21 protein-coding genes are annotated in these 20,544 nt (G+C 38.9%); 2 read left to right on the top strand and 19 right to left on the bottom strand.

Annotated features, from left to right (window positions below):
• Genes CEF19_RS17075 through CEF19_RS17065 form a run of 3 tightly spaced genes read right to left on the bottom strand, consistent with a single transcriptional unit; the run spans nt 1 to nt 3,153 of the window.
• Nucleotides 1-588 carry a CPBP family intramembrane glutamic endopeptidase gene (locus CEF19_RS17075; RefSeq protein WP_100407171.1) on the bottom strand — a complete coding sequence of 196 codons (588 nt, stop codon included), beginning with the start codon at nt 586-588 and terminating at the stop codon, nt 1-3.
• Complete coding sequence (locus CEF19_RS17070; RefSeq protein ID WP_100407170.1) at nt 585-2,096, bottom strand: RecQ family ATP-dependent DNA helicase; 1,512 nt, start codon at nt 2,094-2,096, stop codon at nt 585-587. The genes CEF19_RS17075 and CEF19_RS17070 overlap by 4 nt, the downstream gene beginning before the upstream one ends.
• Before the next feature lies 1 nt (nt 2,097).
• Nucleotides 2,098-3,153, bottom strand: a complete 1,056-nt coding sequence (locus CEF19_RS17065; RefSeq protein WP_100407169.1) for a YpbB family protein — start codon at nt 3,151-3,153, stop codon at nt 2,098-2,100.
• A 348-nt stretch (nt 3,154-3,501) separates the two neighbouring features.
• On the opposite strand from CEF19_RS17065, the gene CEF19_RS17060 reads away from it, so the two are divergent.
• Nucleotides 3,502-3,750: a ferredoxin gene (locus CEF19_RS17060; RefSeq protein ID WP_100407168.1), complete on the top strand. Its 249-nt coding sequence runs from the start codon at nt 3,502-3,504 to the stop codon at nt 3,748-3,750.
• Nucleotides 3,751-3,847: 97 nt separating this feature from the next.
• Here the strand turns inward: CEF19_RS17060 and CEF19_RS17055 are convergent, their stop codons facing one another.
• From CEF19_RS17055 to CEF19_RS17045, 3 genes are all read right to left on the bottom strand, one after another.
• Entirely contained in the window at nt 3,848-4,894 is a 1,047-nt protein-coding gene (locus tag CEF19_RS17055) for an EAL domain-containing protein (protein ID WP_100407167.1), read from the bottom strand.
• Between the two features lie 160 nt (nt 4,895-5,054).
• Nucleotides 5,055-5,780: a FadR/GntR family transcriptional regulator gene (locus CEF19_RS17050; RefSeq protein WP_100407166.1), complete on the bottom strand. Its 726-nt coding sequence runs from the start codon at nt 5,778-5,780 to the stop codon at nt 5,055-5,057.
• Between the two features lie 167 nt (nt 5,781-5,947).
• Entirely contained in the window at nt 5,948-7,000 is a 1,053-nt protein-coding gene (locus CEF19_RS17045) for a M14 family metallopeptidase (protein ID WP_100407165.1), read from the bottom strand.
• A 217-nt stretch (nt 7,001-7,217) separates the two neighbouring features.
• Between CEF19_RS17045 and serA the strand changes: the two genes are divergently transcribed.
• A complete protein-coding gene (gene serA / locus CEF19_RS17040; protein WP_100407164.1) occupies nt 7,218-8,843 on the top strand; it encodes a phosphoglycerate dehydrogenase in 1,626 nt (541 codons plus the stop codon).
• 82 nt (nt 8,844-8,925) lie between these two features.
• Here the strand turns inward: serA and CEF19_RS17035 are convergent, their stop codons facing one another.
• The 13 genes from CEF19_RS17035 to CEF19_RS16975 form a co-directional block, all read right to left on the bottom strand.
• A complete protein-coding gene (locus tag CEF19_RS17035) occupies nt 8,926-9,726 on the bottom strand; it encodes a TerC family protein (RefSeq protein WP_100407163.1) in 801 nt (266 codons plus the stop codon).
• Nucleotides 9,727-9,992: 266 nt separating this feature from the next.
• Nucleotides 9,993-10,376: a hypothetical protein gene (locus tag CEF19_RS17030; protein ID WP_100407162.1), complete on the bottom strand. Its 384-nt coding sequence runs from the start codon at nt 10,374-10,376 to the stop codon at nt 9,993-9,995.
• 99 nt (nt 10,377-10,475) lie between these two features.
• Nucleotides 10,476-11,414 (bottom strand): M23 family metallopeptidase, encoded by a 939-nt coding sequence (locus CEF19_RS17025; protein WP_100407161.1) that lies wholly within the window; start codon nt 11,412-11,414, stop codon nt 10,476-10,478.
• A gap of 199 nt (nt 11,415-11,613) precedes the next feature.
• A complete protein-coding gene (locus CEF19_RS17020; protein ID WP_227522017.1) occupies nt 11,614-12,531 on the bottom strand; it encodes a VanW family protein in 918 nt (305 codons plus the stop codon).
• A 112-nt stretch (nt 12,532-12,643) separates the two neighbouring features.
• Nucleotides 12,644-13,231 (bottom strand): cob(I)yrinic acid a,c-diamide adenosyltransferase, encoded by a 588-nt coding sequence (locus CEF19_RS17015; RefSeq protein ID WP_100407159.1) that lies wholly within the window; start codon nt 13,229-13,231, stop codon nt 12,644-12,646.
• A gap of 15 nt (nt 13,232-13,246) precedes the next feature.
• A complete protein-coding gene (locus tag CEF19_RS17010; RefSeq protein WP_227522107.1) occupies nt 13,247-13,597 on the bottom strand; it encodes a bifunctional adenosylcobinamide kinase/adenosylcobinamide-phosphate guanylyltransferase in 351 nt (116 codons plus the stop codon).
• A 14-nt stretch (nt 13,598-13,611) separates the two neighbouring features.
• Nucleotides 13,612-14,247 carry a histidine phosphatase family protein gene (locus CEF19_RS17005; RefSeq protein WP_100408353.1) on the bottom strand — a complete coding sequence of 212 codons (636 nt, stop codon included), beginning with the start codon at nt 14,245-14,247 and terminating at the stop codon, nt 13,612-13,614.
• Nucleotides 14,199-14,981, bottom strand: a complete 783-nt coding sequence (locus tag CEF19_RS17000; RefSeq protein WP_100407157.1) for an adenosylcobinamide-GDP ribazoletransferase — start codon at nt 14,979-14,981, stop codon at nt 14,199-14,201. Before CEF19_RS17000 ends, CEF19_RS17005 begins: the two co-directional genes overlap by 49 nt.
• On the bottom strand, nt 14,975-16,486 hold the full coding sequence (locus CEF19_RS16995; RefSeq protein ID WP_100407156.1) for a cobyric acid synthase: 1,512 nt from the start codon (nt 16,484-16,486) through the stop codon (nt 14,975-14,977). The genes CEF19_RS17000 and CEF19_RS16995 overlap by 7 nt, the downstream gene beginning before the upstream one ends.
• A complete protein-coding gene (locus CEF19_RS16990; RefSeq protein ID WP_100407155.1) occupies nt 16,483-17,058 on the bottom strand; it encodes a bifunctional adenosylcobinamide kinase/adenosylcobinamide-phosphate guanylyltransferase in 576 nt (191 codons plus the stop codon). The genes CEF19_RS16995 and CEF19_RS16990 overlap by 4 nt, the downstream gene beginning before the upstream one ends.
• On the bottom strand, nt 17,055-18,128 hold the full coding sequence (gene cobD / locus CEF19_RS16985; RefSeq protein WP_100407154.1) for a threonine-phosphate decarboxylase CobD: 1,074 nt from the start codon (nt 18,126-18,128) through the stop codon (nt 17,055-17,057). The genes CEF19_RS16990 and cobD overlap by 4 nt, the downstream gene beginning before the upstream one ends.
• A complete protein-coding gene (cbiB, locus tag CEF19_RS16980; RefSeq protein WP_100407153.1) occupies nt 18,115-19,068 on the bottom strand; it encodes an adenosylcobinamide-phosphate synthase CbiB in 954 nt (317 codons plus the stop codon). Before cbiB ends, cobD begins: the two co-directional genes overlap by 14 nt.
• The gene (locus tag CEF19_RS16975; protein ID WP_100407152.1) at nt 19,065-20,534 is read right to left on the bottom strand and encodes a heme ABC transporter ATP-binding protein; all 1,470 of its coding nucleotides are present in this window, start codon (nt 20,532-20,534) and stop codon (nt 19,065-19,067) included. Before CEF19_RS16975 ends, cbiB begins: the two co-directional genes overlap by 4 nt.
• Nucleotides 20,535-20,544 lie beyond the last annotated feature (10 nt).

The following is a 20,544-nucleotide window of genomic DNA, read 5'->3' as shown; positions in this document are numbered from 1 at the left end:
CTAAAGTTCAAAGCGTACTCGTTTGGACTTCTTTTTTAAATCAAGTCCTAATAAAAAGTCAATGAGAAAATGTGCGACAATCGTTACAACTATATTTCCTGTCCATTCAAAAAGAATTCCTAAAAAAAAGCTAACCATTACAACAGATAAAAAAAGGACTGGCTTTTTCATATATCGAAAATGAATGAATGCAAAGAATGAACTCGCTATAACAAGGCCAAATGCACTTTGAAGCACGGCACGAAATAGTATCTCTTCACAGACTGAGACCACTATACAAAGGAGAACTAAATGGGGAATTGAAATCGAGCCGAATATTTTCTTATTTATACCTCCATCTTCTAACATGCGAGCAGGGACCCATTTAGCTAATACCATATCGATACTGACAACTATAAGCGCAAGCGTTCCTCCAAACAAGAGGATATTTACGTCATTCCAATTCCACAACTTAGAAAACTCTGCCCATTCATCAAAAAGGAATAGTCCGGCTATTAGTGCAATGACAAGCATCAGAGCTTGAGATCCATACACATTTAAATATAAAATTCGCTTTGACATGTTTGCTAAAACATCTTGTTTCTTCATGTTTCATTCCTTTCATATTGAAGGAAAATTGTTGCCAGCATTTCCTCCCACGAACGAATATCTTTCGTTTGAGCAGGGAGATCGTCTTGATACTTCTGAATATTAAAACCACAAACATGACAACAGGCAACTGGTTTCGATTTAAGCTCTTCTGAAAAATAAGCTAATAGTTTTTCACGCTTACATGTCGCTGAGTGAATCCAAGCTTCAAAGGTATAGAGTTTCTTTTGTCTATCCAACGCCCTTAAATCTTGCTCATATTTTACATCCTTACTTAAAGATTCAAGGGAAAAGGGCCTAATTTTATTTGATTGTAGAACGCCCCGGCTTTCTAATTGATAACGAAGTGTTTGCCATGCATTTTCTGAACAACCAGTCAATTCGCTTAGATGTCGTTCCTTCTCTATCGATAAGTAGTCGCTTGTAGAGAGCTCTGTTAACAACACGCGAATTTGCTCATCGCTCAGTAGTTCACCAGTGCTTAAAGCTTTAGCTAACTTTTGGTCCTCTTTGCAATATAGAAGGACGGCCAAACTATTTTCTCCATCTCTTCCCGCTCTGCCAATCTCCTGTACATAACTTTCAAGTTGAAGCGGGTAATGAAAATGAATGACATAGCGAATATCTTTTTTGTTAATTCCCATTCCAAACGCACTGGTACAACAAATAAGTTGTAATTGTCCACTCATAAATTGTTGCTGAATTAGTAACCGGTCCTCAGTAGTCATCCCCCCGTGATAGTAACTAACTCCTTCAATTCCTTCATTTTGAAGCATAAGAGCTGTACTTTCTGTCCAAGCTCGACTAGAAAAGTAGACCATTCCATTTCCTTTTAAGGTTTTGATTAAGGATTTTAAACGTTTTAGTTTGTCATGTAGGTTTTCAAATGACTCAACAGACAAACATAGGTTTGAGCGGTCAACAGAATATAGAAATGTTCGAGCCTTCATGTTCATTATGCGCAGGATATCGTGTTGAACTTCTTCGGTTGCCGTTGCAGTAATGGCCAAACATGGAGGGGAGTCCAAAGCTTGTCTTACTTCAGCCAAGCGTAAATAATCTGTTCGAAAATCATGGCCCCATTGGGAAAGACAGTGAGCTTCATCAATAACAAATAACGACACAGAGCATTTTTTTAACTTCTGCTGAAAGTAGGGGGATTGTAGCATCTCAGGAGAGGTATAAATTAGATTATATTCCTGTAGTCGGCTCATTACTTCATCACGTTCACGTTTTTCGGTAAAGCTATTTATCGCTGCAACAGATTTAATACCCGTACTTTTCAATTCCTGAACTTGGTCTTCCATTAATGAAAGTAATGGAGAGACAACTAGCGTTAACCCCTTACTAATTAGAGCAGGCAGCTGATAACAAATTGATTTTCCTGTTCCAGTTGGGAGTACAGCCAAAACATCACGACCAGTTAAAACTTCTTTGATAATTTCTTTTTGTCCCGGGCGAAACGTGGAGTAACCAAACCATGTTTTCAAGGCTTTCTCAAGAACCACATTAAAGCCTCCTTTTTGCTAATGTTAAACGAATCATAAAATAGCTGATTTGTTCATTCACAAGTAGTTTTATTTCCCGAAGTTTGTGAGTATTTAATTGTTCTGCAGCCTGTAAAATTTCTTCTTGTTCGTTCAAACCCACATAATGATCAATAGAGAATTTCTCCTCTTCTAATGCAAGCTCGACAATATGATCTTCAATTGTTGCTTTTTTTAGTTTTCGTTTAGCTGCAATTTGATCAACTGTGAGTCCCCTTTTCAAATAATCCAATGTCGCTTTTGTTGATTCAGTAAGCGTCGCCGCTTTAGTTAAATCCTTCGTAAACATTGAAAGTCTTGGGAATTTGTCCTCTTCTTCCGTAACAGTTGCTAAAAGCTGATGAATGCACGCAATATGCATAATACGAACTTCATCAAATGGTCGGTTAAGAATTCGTGCCACTTGCAAAAGCGTATGACCAATTTGGGTTACTCCACTTAACTGAAGAACAAAGCTTTGTGCCTGTTCTTTATAACACGTTAATAAAAATGTTTCACATTCCTTATACAATTCAACAAGTTGCTCAGCTCTCTCACCTTTTGTCGATGGAAGTGTTTGCTTCACCCACCGCTGAATCGATTTATTGTGACTAACCGGATAGAATTGAAATGATTGTTCATGCACATGCGTTAAAGTTTGGATATATAATGTGAATCGCTGCCAAAAAATTTTAGCCAAATAATCATAAGACCAACCCTGGAGATACATCAAATAGGTGCGTTGCTCAAAATATTCCTCAATCCTCTTCCGTCCTTTTTCGGTTATTTCAATTCGGTCATCTGCTAAACGCTTAGCCATACCACGTTCTTCAAATGAATGGATAATGTCATTTATTTCTTCTCTCTTTAAATGTTTTAATAAACCAAAGTATGGGAGAGCCGCGAAGAAATGACCATCCTGAATCGTTTGAGCTGACTTTTTCCCTTTCAACAAATGATAAGCCCCGTACACGGATCGCTCTTGCCCAAAAGAATTACATATGACTAGCATCAACACTTCATCCACTTTCATTAACATCACACTCTCTACTTCATTCTTTTTCTCATTGTACCAAATCTCTATATGAGCGTGTGCAAAAAGGGCTTTAAATGGGCAATGGTTCTACACAAGGACAAGTTTCTAAGTAAATTTCGGTCTGAGCTATCCCAAAAAAGAAGCCTCTGTCCTATTTGAATAAACCACGCCTATAACTTTTATTGATTTTATTTTCGGAAAACTCTAGAAGGATTAGTTGAAAATTGTTGAAAAAATTAGCTTCCCGCTTTACAATAGATCAAGGAAACGAGGTTATACTTTTAAAGACACTTGTATTTCCTCTTTTATAGTGATTGGAGAAATTGAAACAGAGAAAACGGAGGGTTAACCATGGCAAAATACACCATTGTCGATAAAGACACATGTATTGCATGCGGAGCTTGCGGCGCCGCTGCTCCAGATATTTATGATTATGACGATGAAGGCATCGCTTTTGTTATACTTGATGATAACCAAGGGACAACAGCAATACCTGAGGACTTAGAGGAAGATATGATTGATGCACAAGAAGGCTGTCCAACTGATTCCATTAAGATTTCCGAGGAGTCTTTTGATGGGGATGCTTTAAAGTTCGAATAGTAATAACTAAAAAAAGGCCGACATGATGTCGGTCTTTTTTTTGCAAGTGAGTGTGAATTTAGAAGGTAGGTTGAACAAGTACGCTCTTCCTGTCTTATTATCCAATTTTTTGGAGTACTTCTTCTCTAAATCCTTTTGCTAATACTTTTCCATACAAGGGAATATTAGATTGGAACAGTCGACGCTTCTTAATCAACCCAATCAATCGTCCGCGTTCAATCATTGCGACTCGTTCTGCTTGTGGGTATAGGTTAAAATAATCCTCAATATCTTTACGTGTCGTTTGGTCAAAAAAGACCTTTAACGTTCCTCCAATACCTTCCTTAGGATTTAGTTTAGTAATTGCCTGCTTTGCTTGGTACTCAACTCCCTTCCCCGGGAAATGAGGTCGTCCCAAAAAAAAGCCTTGAGCATAGTCTACTCCAAGTCCAATTAAGACACTAAGTTCTTCCTTTGACTCAATACCCTCAGCAATTATTTTACTATTTACTTGTTTAGCAAACGTAATAAAGGCTTGAACAATCGCCTCTTTTGATGAAATCTTATCAATATCCGAAATTAAGGACCGATCAATCTTTATGTAATCCGGTTCAATTTCAGTAATAGCTTGAAGGGAAGAATAACCAGCGCCTGCATCATCAATGGCCACCTTATACCCTTGCTTACGATAATGTGTAAGTACCTCTTTAAATGCTTTAAAATCTTGAATCGCACTTCTTTCCGTAATTTCAAACACAATATCACTTGGCTTTAACTTAAATTTTTTTAGGAGTTGACTTGTATACCCTGGTGTAAACTCTGGGTCATAGATGACATGTGAATTAATATTAATAAAAAGCTTTTGGTTTTCTAGGACCCATGGTGTACTTCTTTCTATAACTAGTTCTCTTGTTACTTTTTCAAGTGTATAAAGCTGACCTGATTTTTCTGCAAATGTAAATAGCTGGAGAGGATTAGAAAAATAACTCTCTTTATTTGTACGAGACAATCCTTCATATCCGTGAATTAATGCTGTTTTTAAACATACAATTGGTTGATAAAACGACTCTATCTGTTTGTGATTAATAATCTCCATTAATTCCTCACAATAAAGGTTTTTCAACCCATTTATAGCGTTCTCCTCCACCCACTCGGCTGTAACCATAAAGTTAAACTCTCCTTTTTATCTTGTCCAAAATTGTTCTAAATTCTATTACCTTTTGAACAAGCTCCAATACTGTCACTATATCAATAGTTTTTAAAGGGAATATTAACTCTTTGTAAATTTTTTAACAATTATTTCACACAAAAAAAAAGAAACCCCATTATTTGGAAGTCTCTGTTTCCGATTTTAAAAACATTGCTTTTTCCACCCCAACGATGTGCACCATCATCTTTTCGTAGGCAGTATGAGCATCCTTTTGTTTAATCGCTTCGTATATCTGACAATGCTCTTCGTATAATTTGGCTAAACGCTCTCGCTCCGAGTAAAAGAAAACCTTTCTTGCTTCTCTCATGGTGACTTGCATTGTATCAGAAACAACTTCAAGTAATTTATTGAGCATTGAGTTTTGCGTTGCGGTAACAACTGCTAGATGAAATTCAACGTCAGCACGTTCTCCTAACTCGCCATCGCCTTCCGCTCGCTTCATTTCATGCAGGATGCTTTCAATTTTAAATAAGTCTTCTTCGCTTCGATTCATTGCCGCAAGCGACGCCGCTCCTGTCTCAACAATTTTGCGAATTTCAAATAATTGACGCACATCATCCTGCTTCATAAATTCAACAGATGGAATAACTAAACTCGCAAGATCGTGATTTATTTTCTTTACAAACGTTCCTTCGCCTTGTCTAATTTCAACTAAACCAACAGCCTTTAATGCACTTAATGCTTCACGAATCGCGGAACGCCCAACATTAAATTCATCAGCAAGTTGCTGTACCGTAGAAAGGCGATCTCCTGGTTCAACCTCACCGGACTTAATCATTTCAGTGAGTTGCTCAGCAACAATCTCAGATATTTTCTTAGGTCGTACATGACGAATCGTCAAAGCCTTCACCTCGTTCTTTTTAAAAGTGTCTGTTCAAAGGGTTCCCCTCTGAACAGACACTAAGTAATGGGCATCACCCGAAGCCATGCCCAATATTTAATTTACTATTTGAACACGCTCTACAAGGTAAATTGTACCTCCATTCGATTTAATTATCAATACGATTATCATAAAATTAATCCTTCTAAGGCAAGTTGTACATTGTTTGCCCAAATTTCAGCAAAGGTTTCGTTTGGTAAAGGATTGGTACCAACGCCGACTTCAATCGTAAAACCAGGACGACCGGTTTCTTGAATAAACCAATCTTTAAACCCCCCATCACTGTCAGCAGTCAAAACGGGTGTATATGAACTTTTTAACGATAAACGCTCCACCATTCTCTTACTTTCTGGCGGCTCCATTCCCCGATAGCCCCAGTAAATAACCTGTCCTTGTGAATGGAAGGCTAGAACATGTGCAAAGGATTGTCTTCTTGTTAAACGATAAATCGTTTTCGCTTCTGGTTCGGTCAATGGTTCTTGCCCACTAAAATGTCTCGACCAGGGATTTTGAGGACTTTCTTTTGCCTCGATCTCCCACCCAGCTGGCCACTGGTGGTTCAAGTCCACTCCGCGTATGTTGCTAGACCAATGTTCAAAGCGGGTTTGTCCTTGATTAATCTTCGTAACAAGGTCATAAAATGGATGGCTCTTGTAAATGCCTTGCTGTACTAACTCCACTCCGTCTGGATTAACCATTGGAACCACATAAAGCTTAATTTCTTTAAATATCGCAGACAGTTCGTAATCATTCCAAGCATGTCCTTTTTGAAAAAACACAGCACACTCATACAAAAACTTCGCTAAAAATTTCGAAGTATGCCATTCATTTGCATGCCAACCTCCGGAATAAAAAACTTCTTTCTTACCCGTTCCTATCGAAAATGCATAAATTGGCTTTTTCATAACAGAGAATCCTATAATTTCGACACGGACTCCCAAATGCTTAAGACAAGGAACGATCTCTTCTAAATCATTTGGCCCAAACTCTAAAGTATGGTGAAAGTTATCTTTTTTTTGAAGTTTTTTTTGTATTGTTGGTATGTCCAGCTGCATTCCAGGTTGAATGTAGGAACGCTCGGAAGTCAGTTCCTGATTAAATAATAATAAATCGAAAGGGCGAACCTCAAAAAAATTAGCTACCTTTGCAAGGGTATCCCCTTGCTTAACTTCATATTTCAAACCAACATCCCTCCTAACTCCCACTATATATATGTGGTAAAAAAGGATTGTAGACGTTTCCTTCAATTCTTATTTACGATATTGTCGGTGAGCAGCTGTTTTTTTGTGTTAGGGCTTTCAATGATAAAGATAGGATTTTTCTCTTCTTTATCATTGACGCAGCTACTTTAAAGTTTTACAGTGAAAAAAACGATATCATTACGGAGGAGTGTAGAGTATGAATGATCAAGCTGTAGTTGAAAAGAATTCAAGTAATTTGGAAACAAAGCACCGTATCCTAGTATCTGATGCCATGAGTAAAGAAGGATTACTTCCCTTACTTCAAAGTAACCAAGTCGACTGTGTAGAAAAATATGTAGCTGATGTTTCTGATGATGAGCTTTCATCTTTTGATGCCATACTCGTTCGTAGTGCAACAACGGTAACTGAAGAGCTATTAGCAAAGATGCCTAATTTAAAAATTGTCGCACGTGCTGGAGTTGGTGTTGATAATATTGATTTAGATGCAGCAACAAAGCATGGGGTTGTGGTCGTGAACGCACCAGATGGTAATACAATTTCTACAGCTGAGCATACTTTTGCCATGATTTGCTCTCTTCTCCGTAAAATTCCACAAGCAAGTGCTTCTGTAAAAGCAGGCGAATGGAAACGGAAAGCGTTCCAAGGATCTGAGCTTCGTGGTAAAACACTTGGCATCGTCGGATTTGGACGTATCGGAACACAGATTGCCCAACGTGCAAAAGCATTTGAAATGCCATTACTTGTTTTTGACCCATTTTTAACGAAGGAAAGAGCCGAAAAGATTGGGGTTACACCGGCAACAATTGATGAAGTGTTAGCAAATGCTGATATCATTACAGTTCATACTCCATTAACCAAAGAAACTAAAGGTTTACTGGGAATGCAAAACATCGCAAAAACGAAAAAAGGCGTTTTCCTAATTAACTGTGCTCGTGGTGGAATTATTGATGAACAAGCATTAAAGCACTACCTAGCAAATGGACATGTTGGCGGGGCTGCACTAGATGTATTCGAAGAAGAGCCTGCAACTGACCGCGAATTATTAGAATTTGAAAATGTTATTGGAACTCCTCATATTGCAGCTTCTACAAAGGAAGCTCAGTTAAATGTAGCGGCGCAAGTGTCTGAAGAAGTATTAAACTTCCTAGAAGGACAACCAGCAAGCAATTCCATTAATTTACCAACGTTATCCAAAGAAGTATATGAAAAAGTAAAGCGATTTTATGAGCTTTCTAAAAAGATGGGAAATATTTTGTCACAAGTAATGCGTACACCAGTTAAAGAGATTGAAGTAATATACGGTGGAACGGTTCGCGAATTAGAAACGTCAATCACGACAAGAAGTTTAATGGCCGGTTTCCTTCAACCTCGTGTTGATGCAGCGGTAAATGATGTAAATGCATCGCTAATTGCAAAAGAGCGTGGCATTAGTTATGGCGAAAAGCATGTTGACCGTACGTATGGTTACTCAAACGTTATCCATGCAATCGTAAAAGGTGAAGAACGTTCATTTGAACTAAGAGGAACATTTATTAAAGAATACGGTGCTCGAATCGTCAATGTAAATGGTTTTAATGTTGATTTTGTTCCAGAAGGACACCTCATTTATATTCAACACGATGACCGTCCTGGTGTTATTGGACGTATGGGGCAACTTCTTGCTGAACATAATGTAAACATCGCTACAATGCAAGTAGGACGCGCAGCAGAAGGTGGCGAAGCGATTATGATGCTTGCTGTTGATAAAGAAGTTGATTCTTCTGTTCTAAAAGCACTGCTGCAAATTGATGATATCCATTTTGCAGATAAAATTGAGTGCTAAAGACTCCCTGGTAACAATAAAAAAGTTCTTACTTATTCTTTAAAAGAAAAGGGCCGAGCGAAAATTGCTCGGCCCTTTCTATTTAGTTTGCACGACTTCGCTTAATTATCTCTTTAGCTTCTTCCTCGGTCTCAAAAGCAGGTTTGGAAAGAAACCAGCTTAAGACAACAATACCAACTAGTACAGACCAAAATGTTAACTTCCATGCAGTAGAGTGGGCGAAATGCTCATTTAACACGGCAATACTAGGATGAGCTAACGTATAGACTGCCAATTTAACTCCTACCCAACCAACAATGAGATAGGCCCCAGTTTCAAGCGCAGGTCGTTTTTCTAGCAAATATACAAACTTCCCTGCAGCAAATCTCATGATAATAACTCCAGTTAAACCACCGATAAAGATGACAAGGAATTGACCACCGTCAAGCTGACCAATCTTTGGCAAAGACGTTTCTGGTAAAACCATCGCTAGTGCAACTGCAGCTAAAATAGAATCAACCGCAAAAGCAATATCAGCTATTTCTACTTTCAATACAGTTACCCAAAAGCCTGACTTTCCTTTAACTTCTTTTAAGTTTCCATCCTCCACTTTTTTGCTTACATATTTTTTAAATAAATAGTGGACACTTAAGTATAGTAGGTATAACGCACCTATTGCTTGAATTTGCCATACCCCAACTAGAAAAGCGATTAAAAATAACGACGCAAATCTAAAAATAAATGCTCCTGCTAACCCATAAAACAAGGCCTTTTTACGTTCTTTTTCCGGTAAATGTTTCACCATCATTGCCAATACAACTGCATTATCAGCAGCAAGAATTCCTTCTAAACCAATTAAGACAAGGAGAACCCACCCATATTCTAATAAAAGTGCTACATCCATTCTTTTTCTCTCCTTTATAAAAATAATATCGACACCAACATGCCGACAAATCAAAAACCTCTATCCTAACTCACGGATAGAGGTATAAAAAAGGACAGAAACCTCTACCGTAATGGCAAAGGTCTTGCAAACAACGTAAACGTTGCCACCAAAACCGGGGTTTAAAAACCCGTCATGACGACTTTGGTGTAGTAGCTACTCCCCTTTGAAGGATATAATGTTTGGTTAAGCATACTTTATTTCTAGACAAGCGTCAATCTTTTTTTCTACCAAATATATCGAAACAAGCGATCTAGCTGCTCTTCCCGATTACTATGTAAATACTCTAAACCTCGTTCTGTTATCATCATACCATTTGTTGATGCTATTAAAAAGCCTTCTGTTAGGGCAACATCAATATAAAATTGGTAGAGCTTGCTAACAACTATTTTATCCTTCGTTGCCATATATCCAAATGTTCGGTTGTGAGATCGCCAAAACCTTGGGTGAAGCCTTCGTTCTGATAGAAGGCGAATTGTCCTATGTTTATTAATTTTTTGCAACATAAATACAAAACCATCTACTAAATCAACTTGATTGCTAGATAAATCAGTTTGGGCATTTAACCATTGAAATAATGCTGCACTTACTTTAACTTTTTCATTTTGCATAGTGGCTACTCCAACAATTTCATTTGTATCTATCTTATCATATTCGACATAATGCTACCTAGTCTTTCGGCTAAGTTTTTGAACAATTTACACTAAATATTAATTAAACTTAAGCATAGTTCCAGGCAAAATAACATCACTTGTCAATTGATTTATGTTCATCACATCTTCAACTCTTACTTCATGATCCATTGAAATAGAGTACAATGTATCACCAGCTTCAACAATATGAACCTGTCCCTCATTCGGATAGACGACTAACTCTTCACCTGGATAAATTGTTTCCTCTGTTAAATCATTCCACTCTTTTAATTCTTCTACTGTGACAAGGTGCTCGAGACTGATTGTCCATAAACTGTCCCCAGTTTCAACTTTAACATTCTCATAATCAATATCTTCTACACCCGGCTTTTCTTCAATCTCTCCTTCTGGTCGCTCGCTCAACTGATGACTCATCGCATAAACAGCATCCTGATATGTCCAATCGACTTCCTCTTCAATTGCCCCGCCAACTGCAGCATATATTGCATCAGGTTCAGTAGAAAGAACATAAAAAGGATCAATTGAATCTGATTTGGCCACATTCCACTTTCCTTTATGTACTTCAAAGTGAAGATGATTACCTGAAGAACGTCCTGTATTGCCTACAGTCCCTATCAATTCACCTTCACCAACCACTTGTCCTTCTTCTACCTTACGATTATGTAAATGAGCATAGACTGTCTCAAGTCCGTTATCGTGCTCAACAAAGATAACATGACCATATGAATCTGAATAATACGATTTGCTAATGATCCCATTAGCAATGCTAACTACCGGTGTTCCTTCAGATGCTGCAATATCTATACCAAAGTGCTGGCCTTCCCTTGTTCCAAACGTGTCAGTAATTTCACCGACCGTAGGCCAGATGAGCGATTCCATTAACTCATCTGGTACCTCGGTCTCTGCAGCAAAAGATGTTGCTGTTCCAATAAACAATATTCCAATAAACCCTGCAAGCGCAAACGCAATACAAAATCTTTTTATATAATCAATCATGGCTACCTCCTACGCATTTAAAGTTTCTTACGTATTACTCCCATATTTTTCATAACCTCATGCTATCTTATGGAGGCTTGACCTAGATTATGCATTCTATTTTTATTAGTTTGGCTTAAGATATTTATGATGATTTTGTCTACAAAGAAGCAATGTTGCCTACTTATTCTAGAAAACATTGCTTCTTCGGATAATATACTTACAGTGAATGAGTTAATACAGTTACTGTTAATTCACCACGTTGATGTGAAACCTGAGTACGTATGATGACTGGATGCGGCAAAGGATTTCGAAAGCGAAAATCTGGTCCTCCCCATGACACTGTTGCATCCCGACCACTCTGAACATAGCCAATTTCTCTTGAATGTGTGAAGCGTTCGATTACCTCAAGACCGGCTGCATCAATGGCATTAAATAGCGTTGACGAGGTTTGACAGATTCCACCACCGATTCCCATGATAAATTCTTTATTGACGATTTCCTTTGCTTCCTGATAGCCACGCTCCCGTGTGCGCTCACCTACAGTACGATTAAAAGAAAAATCATCACCTGGTCCGAGGACAATATCTTGAATCGCCGCTGCAGATAATTCAATATTCTTAGAACGTCCTTGAACTCCTGAATTATAATATGTTCGAAATTCTGCAAGTATATGACTATCGATACCAATTAATTGTTCTTCTGTTACCGTCGGTGCCGTGACATAAATAGGGAGCGTAATTTCTTTAGCTCCTGGTGGCAATTTCATTAGTTCTTCAACCAATTCCGACTCCGATAAAATAATCCTCTCATGTCCTGGAGTAATCTCGCCTTGAGTATTTATCGAGGGATTCAGCATTGGTCTGTCAACCTCTGCAGCCAATTGACCTGCTAAAAGTTCAAGTGCTTCTTGCTCAAGTGGTTTACCAGGAAAGAACCCAAAATCATTTAGACTAATAGTACGTGCTGAACCGTCACGTTTATCTAGCAAATCGATTTCCCATAAGACTGCTGACTTCACTAAATTACTTTCACTATACACTTCTCCATGACTATAGGCCTGAACAACCTCCTTTCCTTGAAATTGTGCACAACCCGTTAATAATCCTAATAACAGTATGACCCCACTTGTTTTCATGCTGCTCCCCCTCATTTCAACTTCCAATTTTTAGTATATGTGTTAGGGTTATCAGAAATGATTTATTCAAAAAAAAAGTACTTCTTATGTTAGAAGTACTTCCACAGCTTATTTACTTTTCTTTGCGTTTTCCTTCCCTAAAAACAATTGCACTTCTCTCGTACTCTACATCTTTAACAGTTAATCTTGCGTTAACGACACGTGCTATCGCAAAAAAGTAATCGGATAAACGATTAATATACTTTAGGACGATTGGGTTATGTATGTCACTTTCACGATGAAGTCTTGAGACATAACGTTCAGCTCTTCTTGTCGTTGTTCTACACACGTGTAAAGTCGCAGCTGCAGGTGATCCTCCAGGCAGAATGAACCGTTCTAGCTCAGGTGCTTCCTTAATATAGACATCAATTCGCCCTTCTAAGAAGTCAATCATTTCCTGTGTCGTTTTGTACCCCCGCTCTTCTGTTACTTTTAACTTCGCTAAGTCACTGCCACAATCAAAAAGCTCATGTTGGATTTTAAATAATTCAGCTATAATATCTGGAAACCTTTCTTCCTCTAGTTGCGTGATCGCTTGTCCAATGAAGGAATTCACCTCATCCGTTGTCCCGTAGGCAGTCACTCTAATATCATCCTTGGGCAAACGCCCTCCGATAACACTCGTTTGGCCTTCATCACCTGTTCTCGTATACAATCTCATGTGAACATCCTCCTTTTATTTTAATTGCTGATTCAATCCATACCAGATAACATCGACGCGCGATGCATGTCTAGTGACATCTTGGAAACACCAACCGACTAAATCGCGCCAATTTCTAGTATCTTTCTCCATTGGTACAATACCTTTTCCAATATCTGATCCAATTAATACTAGCTGTCTTTCTCTTTGTTCATTTTCCCACTTCAACCAGGCTTGAAGCCAAAAATTGAAAGCTTCCCGCGGATTGGCTTTTGAAATGAAGGAAAAAATAAGCGTCTCTATACCAAAAATGATCACGGTCTCATTCTCTTTGACATTAGGTGCAATATCTCTTTTTTCATAGCCATTGTACCATGTAGCTTCTATGCTAACGAAATCTCTTACCCATTGATTTTTTCCGTGAAACGCTCCTCCTGTAATGAAGTGAATCGTTCTCCCCTCCCTAAATCTTGGTGCTTAGCTTTTAATGTGAAAATATTACCGATTGAAGCATCCCACTCAAAAAAAGTCCTCTTAACCGGTGCATACACTGATAGCCAGTGACGGATAACGCCCCCATGTGTAATAACAGCAACATGTTCTTTTCGTTGGTCAATAGCTTTCTTTATAACCAAATGGAATCCCTCTTCAACTCTTTGTTGAAACACAGACAAGGTTTCGCCTTGGGGGGGAGACGTCGTTAAAGGATTCAAAAGCCAGCTCTGATAGGTTTTATCTGATTTTAATTGCTCATATGTTTTGCCTTCCCATAAACCAAAATCATATTCCCTAAGCTGTTTACTTTTCTGAAAAGGAAGATTCGGATACAATAATGACATAGTTTGTTGGCATCTCATTAAATCGCTCGTCACAAGCAAATCCGGGGACGTATTTAGTAGTAAAGCTAACCGGTTCGTTTGCTCAACTCCTTTTTTTGACAGTGGAAGATCCGTTGAGCCAATATAACGGGATTCCTCATTAAACCTCGTCAGACCATGACGAATGAGTGTAACAGAAATAGTATCAACCATAACCATGTCTCACTCCCCTCTGTACCTGCACCGATCGTGTCTCCTGTAATCCCTCCAATTTGTTTAGAGCAAAACCTAATCCAAACAATTAAAAAAAGAAGAGCCCCAACAAACAACGATAGATAAGGTAAACCAACAACTACTATAGCCGTCATCCCAATTAAAAACCAAAGCCCATATATCCACTTAATCACTGCAACTTTTGCTGGTTGCAAAGCTTGGGCCATGCCGTTGTTTCTTGCAAACTCAGCTAATAGTATTTGTGCACCCATAATCATTCGAGTGAAAAACGGGATAATTAAAAAGAAAAAGATAATTTCCTCTTCAAGTATGTGAATCATTTCGAAAATTAGGATAAACCGCCACCCAAGTAACAGCAGCAATGATAGCACGCCAAACGCTCCGATTCGCGAGTCTTTCATAATCTCAAGCTTTTTATTTACATCTCGTCTAGAAAAGATAGCATCATTGAAATCAGCCCAGCCATCAAGGTGTAAACCGCCCGAGAAAATAATTGAGAACGTTACTACCGAACTAGTAACAATAAGAATTGAAAGCGATGTAAATGTCAAAAGACTGTATGAAAAGGATGCTAACAGAATACCAAGTACAAGCCCTGTTAGGGGATAGGCTGCTACAGACCATTTCGCACGCCTGTCGTCCCACGGTAATTGTTTGCGAATCGGAATTGTCGTAAGTAATTGAAAAGCCAAAAGAATTCCGTCCTTTATTGCTAACACGTCCTAGTCCTCCATTGTTCAACTTTTAACAATAAACGCTCGACATCAAGTTCCTGCTCGACTGCATCTGCTAAACGGTCATATGCTTCACTTCTTGTTTTCATATAGGGTTTAACTTCTAGCCGGTTCCATCCCTTTTTTTCTCGAAGCTGATTTAACCACCATGTCCTCCACTCATCGTTATGAAACAAGTGATGAAAATAACTGCCAATGATTCGACCGTTTTCAATACAAACGCCCTCTTCTCGTCCGTCTACCATAAGAAAAGGACGGACCTCACTTGAACATCTATCTGTCTGCCCAAGATGGATTTCAAACCCTTCTATTTCCTTCTCGATTAAATCATCTAGAGCAATGATGACCCCTTTCGAACGTACTGTTGTTTTTGCGTGCTCAAAAACCGTTCGCAACGGAACAATACCTAAACCTTTCATGCTTGACCCTTTCGAACCTGTATCGGTTCCAGCCTGATCAATAAGCTCATCCCCGAGCATTTGAAAACCACCACATATTCCAATAACAGTACCACCCTTAGCTGCATAGGTTGAAATTTGTTTGGCAAGACCTGCATCTTTAATTACTTGCAAATCATGAAACGTACTCTTCGTTCCTGGGATAATAACTGCATCTGGAAAGCCAAGCTGGTCGGCTGCTTGTACAAAACGGATTGATACCTCGGTTTCATGTCTAAACGGTTCTAAGTCGGTATAGTTTGAAATATAAGGAAGGTCGATAACAACAATATCAAGAACCTCATCCGAAGTTGACGGAGAGAAAGAAGATTTCATAGATAACGAGTCTTCTCCTTCTATTGAAAGATTTGGCAAATGAGGCAATACAGCCAGAACAGGAATATGTAAATTCTCCTCAATCCATGTACGCCCATTTTCAAACAAAGTCGGATCCCCACGAAACTTATTGATAATCACCCCGAGAACGCGACTTCGCTCCTGTTCAGATAAAAGCTGAAGGGTACCTGCTATACTTGCAAATACTCCCCCACGATCAATATCAGTCACTAATACTACAGGAACATCTGCAATTTCAGCTACCTTCATATTAACAAGCTCACGGTCATTTAAGTTCATTTCAACAGGGCTACCTGCTCCTTCTATTACAAGATAATCATAGCTCTCTTTAAGCTTTTTTAATGCAATTTGAATCGTTTCCAATCCAGTTTCATAGAATTGGTCACGATACGCTCTCCCAGAAAGGGTTTGATAGACTTTTCCGAAACGGACGATTTCTGAATCTCGATCGCTTCGAGGTTTGAGTAGAATGGGATTCATGAAAACTGAAGCATCTGCGTTAGCCGCCTCCGCTTGAACACCCTGGGCTCTACCGATTTCACTTCCATCATTCGTTACATAAGAATTATTGGACATATTTTGTGATTTAAATGGAGCTACTCGGAGGTTTCGTCGCGCAAAAATTCGGCAAAGCGCAGTACAAATTACACTTTTCCCGACATCAGAGGAGGTTCCTTGGATCATGATTCCCTTCATATAATCTCCTCACCTTTCATATAGATTGGCAGACCAGATTCAACAACGATTGCTTTATCAGCAAGCTGAACAATGTATTGATGCAACAAACCAAGTAATCTTATATAGGTAAATGTGCCTTTATTCTGACTCAGGCTCTCATAAGCCAATTCATTTGAAACTAGAATGGTTTCCGCTGAAGATTTTTTAAAAGTTAAAACTAACTGTTGAAGCTTTTCGAGAATATCTTCTTGGTACTGGTGCTCCTTCCAGTTAGAGAGCCCTAGCTCCCAACCAGCAAACAGCTCATTGCTTAGTAAATTCGTCACACAATCAACAAGAAAAACATCATTTTTTTTAAATAGCTGAATTTCGTGTAGGTTCGTTTGTTTCTCGATTAATTTCCAGCTCTCATTGCTTTGTTGACGCTGTTTCTCATGAAGTTGGATTCTCCGCTCCATCTCTTTATCATAAACATGACTCGTCGCGATGTAATAGAGCTGTCCTTTATTTTGGTGCTGAAAAGAAGTGGCCAGTTGTTCAGCATAAGCACTTTTCCCGCTACGAACTCCACCGGTAATGAAAATCATCATCTTGCTCTCCACTCCGATAAGGCGTTAATGAGAACATCATTTTCAGTTTCTGTTTTTATAGCAAAGCGAAGGAACCTTCCTTCTAAGCCACGAAAATTATATGTATGACGCGCAATAATCCCTTTTGTTACTAAGAATTTTAATAAATCATCTAAGTTTTTCATGCTAGGCTCATACAAGAGAAAGAAGTTAACACTTGAATTTGAAACAAAAAATCCTAGTTCAGAAACCGCATCAATTACTCGCTCTCTTTCGCTTTTAATGGAAGAGACGGTTGTTTTTACAAACATTTGATCTTCTAAAAGCAACTGACCTACTTCTTGTGCCAAACCATTTACATTCCATGGCGGTACTTTTTTCTTTAACTTATGAACGAGCGTTGAATTTGTCGCGAGATAACCTAGTCTTAGCCCAGCGATTGAATACATTTTAGTTAGGGAACGAAGAATAATCAGATTATCGTACTTAACAATAAGGTTTATATACGAGTCTTTTTCCTTTGAGAAATCATAGAATGCTTCGTCAATGACAACCGTTATTCCTAACTCATTTGCTTTCTTAATAATCTTTAACACTTCTTTTCGTTTATATATTACCCCAGTTGGATTGTTTGGCGTACAAAGAAAAAGAACATCCGTACTAGAGAAGGATTCTTCAACATTCGCTACCGACAATTCCCATGGTGAAGAAAGAATAATGGATTGTATTTTGCAACCATAGGCCTCACATGCATCGCGATACTCAGAAAAAGCAGGTTCAATAATTGAAATTCGTTGGTTCTGAAAATGATTTGCAAGCAAAAAAATAAGCTCAGCTGCTCCATTTCCAATAATCAATTGTGATAAATCAACTTGTAATAGTTGGGCAAGTTTAACGGACAACTTCATAGCTTGCGGATCCGGATAAGAAATAATAGGTGGACGTAAATCACGATTTAAATAGGCTGCTAAAGAAGGAGGGGGACCATATGGATTTGTATTAACACTAAAATCAATGAGGTTGTCCGGATGAGAAACCCCCAATGCTTTTGTCATATAAATGGGATTGGCACCATGATTAGGTAAAGACAATGAACACACCTCCTATTAACCATAGGAAAAACATAAATCCTATTACTGTTCGCCCCATAATGGCATTTGTTTTGTAAATATGTTCGGCCCCTAAAGAGACAAGGGCATCTCCCATTCGAGCTCGGTCTGAAACAGTACCCTTATATGTATTAATTCCGCCAAGTTGAATCCCAAGTAACGCGGCCACTGCCGCCTCACCCCAACCACTATTGGGACTAGGATGCTTCGGAGCGTCACGCTTCATAATCCTCCAACAGTCACGTCTAGTTCGCTGTAAACTAGGTTTGTTCATAATAATCATGATTGAACCCGTAATCCTGCTTGGAATCCAATTTAGGATATCATCAAATTTCGCACTAGCAAAACCAAATTGCTCATACTTTTCACTTTTATACCCGACCATCGAATCACAAGTGTTAACTGCTCGGTAAACAAGTGCAAATGGCGCTCCGCCAAGTAGCGCAAAAAATAACGGAGCTGTTACACCATCACTTGTATTTTCCGCAACGGTTTCAACCGTTCCTCGCGTACATGCTGCTTCATCAAGTCTTGCTGTGTCACGTCCGACAATATAGGATAAATATGTTCTTGCTTTTTCAATTTCACCTTGCTCTAATGGCTTAGCGACTTGTGTTGCAGCCAATTTCAATCCCTTTTGTGCGATTGTCGTTGAAATGAGAAAAGCTTCTATGAAAATTCCAATATACAAATGAATACGATAAGCAATCAATGTGACAGCAATGGCAAGAACAAGAACTACCGTTGATACAACAATGAGGAGAACAAAACCGTTTCTTTTTTTACGACCACGGTTTAATGATTGATCAAGTGTAGCAATAAGTTTCCCCATACCAATCACGGGATGAGGTAGCCATTTTGGATCTCCCATTATCCGGTCAATAACAACACCCATCGTAAGTGCGATTAAATGATAAATCATTTCTGTTGTTCCTTTCGTTGCTTGTTTCGACTCAGTGTCTGACGTGTGCCGTTATAGACGAGAGAAGCGATATCCTTGCCAAGCTCAGTGATTGTACCGGCGTACGCATATGACTTCTCTGTTTGTGAAGCGGCTATTAAGATACTATCGGTTGATGTTCCTGTTGCAAGTGTATTCGTTACCGGGTCTTTGATGTCTTCATCGATTAACGCTTTCACCTTCGCTTCCGTAACTGTCATCATCGCTTGAACATAAGCTGCTTCTGTTAAGGTCCCTTCAATGAATACCCAGATATTAATCGTGCCCACTTCCGCAATACTACTGTGCTCATGCGCCCTTGAGGCGTCGACAGCGTTTGAAACGCCTGCACTTATCATCACCAATATTGGAATATCCTTATCACTATGTAAAAGAACAGCATCCTCTAGCATCGCTGCTGTCATCATTCCTAAAACGTCTGACCCATCAATACCATGCTGATCTAAGTATTGTTCAAATTCAGCTTCCGCGTCATCACAATCGTAATCTTTACCAACATGTCGATTAATAAATATGTGATGCCAGCCTGTTCCCGCCCCTAATACCGCTGAAGAAAGTGTTTTCCACCTCGCTGGACTCATTACCTTAATCCATTTACCTGAGTGCTCAATCACCAGTTGACTCATTAATGATGGATTTTCTACTTCGAGTTTTTTAGGAATAAAAGTAATTAACGGGCTCGGTACAGATGGGTGCTCATTGCGGTGTAAGGCTGCATGATACACTTCTGCTAGACGTTCCTCTTGCATTACTTGATTGGGTTCGTTTAAATCAACCATCTTGCCTTCATTTAACAAGAGCACACGGTCACAAAAGAGGCTCGCCATATTTAAATCGTGAAGAACCGCCACAACCGTTAATTCTCTAGTTCTTGACCATTGTTTTAACGAGTTTAGAAGATTCATTTGATGGGAGATATCGAGATGATTTGTTGGTTCATCAAGAAGTAATATATCTGGCTCCTGTGCAAGCGATCTTGCCAACAAGACTCGCTGTCGTTCTCCTCCACTAAGTTTGTCGAGTGGGTGGTCTCGAAATTCATATGTAGCGGTTTGCTTTAACACCTCAGTAATAATCTTATCGTCTTCGCTAGTAAGGTGTTGAAGCAAGCCTTTCTGATACGGATAACGTCCTAGAGCCACAACATCCCAAACATGATAAGTAAATGCCGTTTCTGTGTCTTGAGGGAGAACAGCTACTTTTTTAGCTAGTTCTTTTGATCGGTATTGCTGAATTTGCTTATGATTCACTTCAATTGCTCCCGAGGAAACAGGGATTCCACCACTTATTGCTTTTAGGAGGGTTGTTTTACCGCTACCATTTGGGCCAATAATTCCGAAGATTTCTCCTCGCTCTACTTGAAACGACACATCTTCAACAACACAACGTTTTCCGTAATGAATTGAAACATCTTTTACAGTAATCACTTTACACCTC

Origin of the sequence: Bacillus solitudinis, from assembly GCF_002797395.1 — a bacterium.
Taxonomy (GTDB): domain Bacteria; phylum Bacillota; class Bacilli; order Bacillales; family Bacillaceae_D; genus Halalkalibacter_A; species Halalkalibacter_A solitudinis.
The sequence above is the reverse complement of the archived record's forward strand: the minus strand, read 5'-3'. Positions and strand labels throughout refer to the sequence as shown.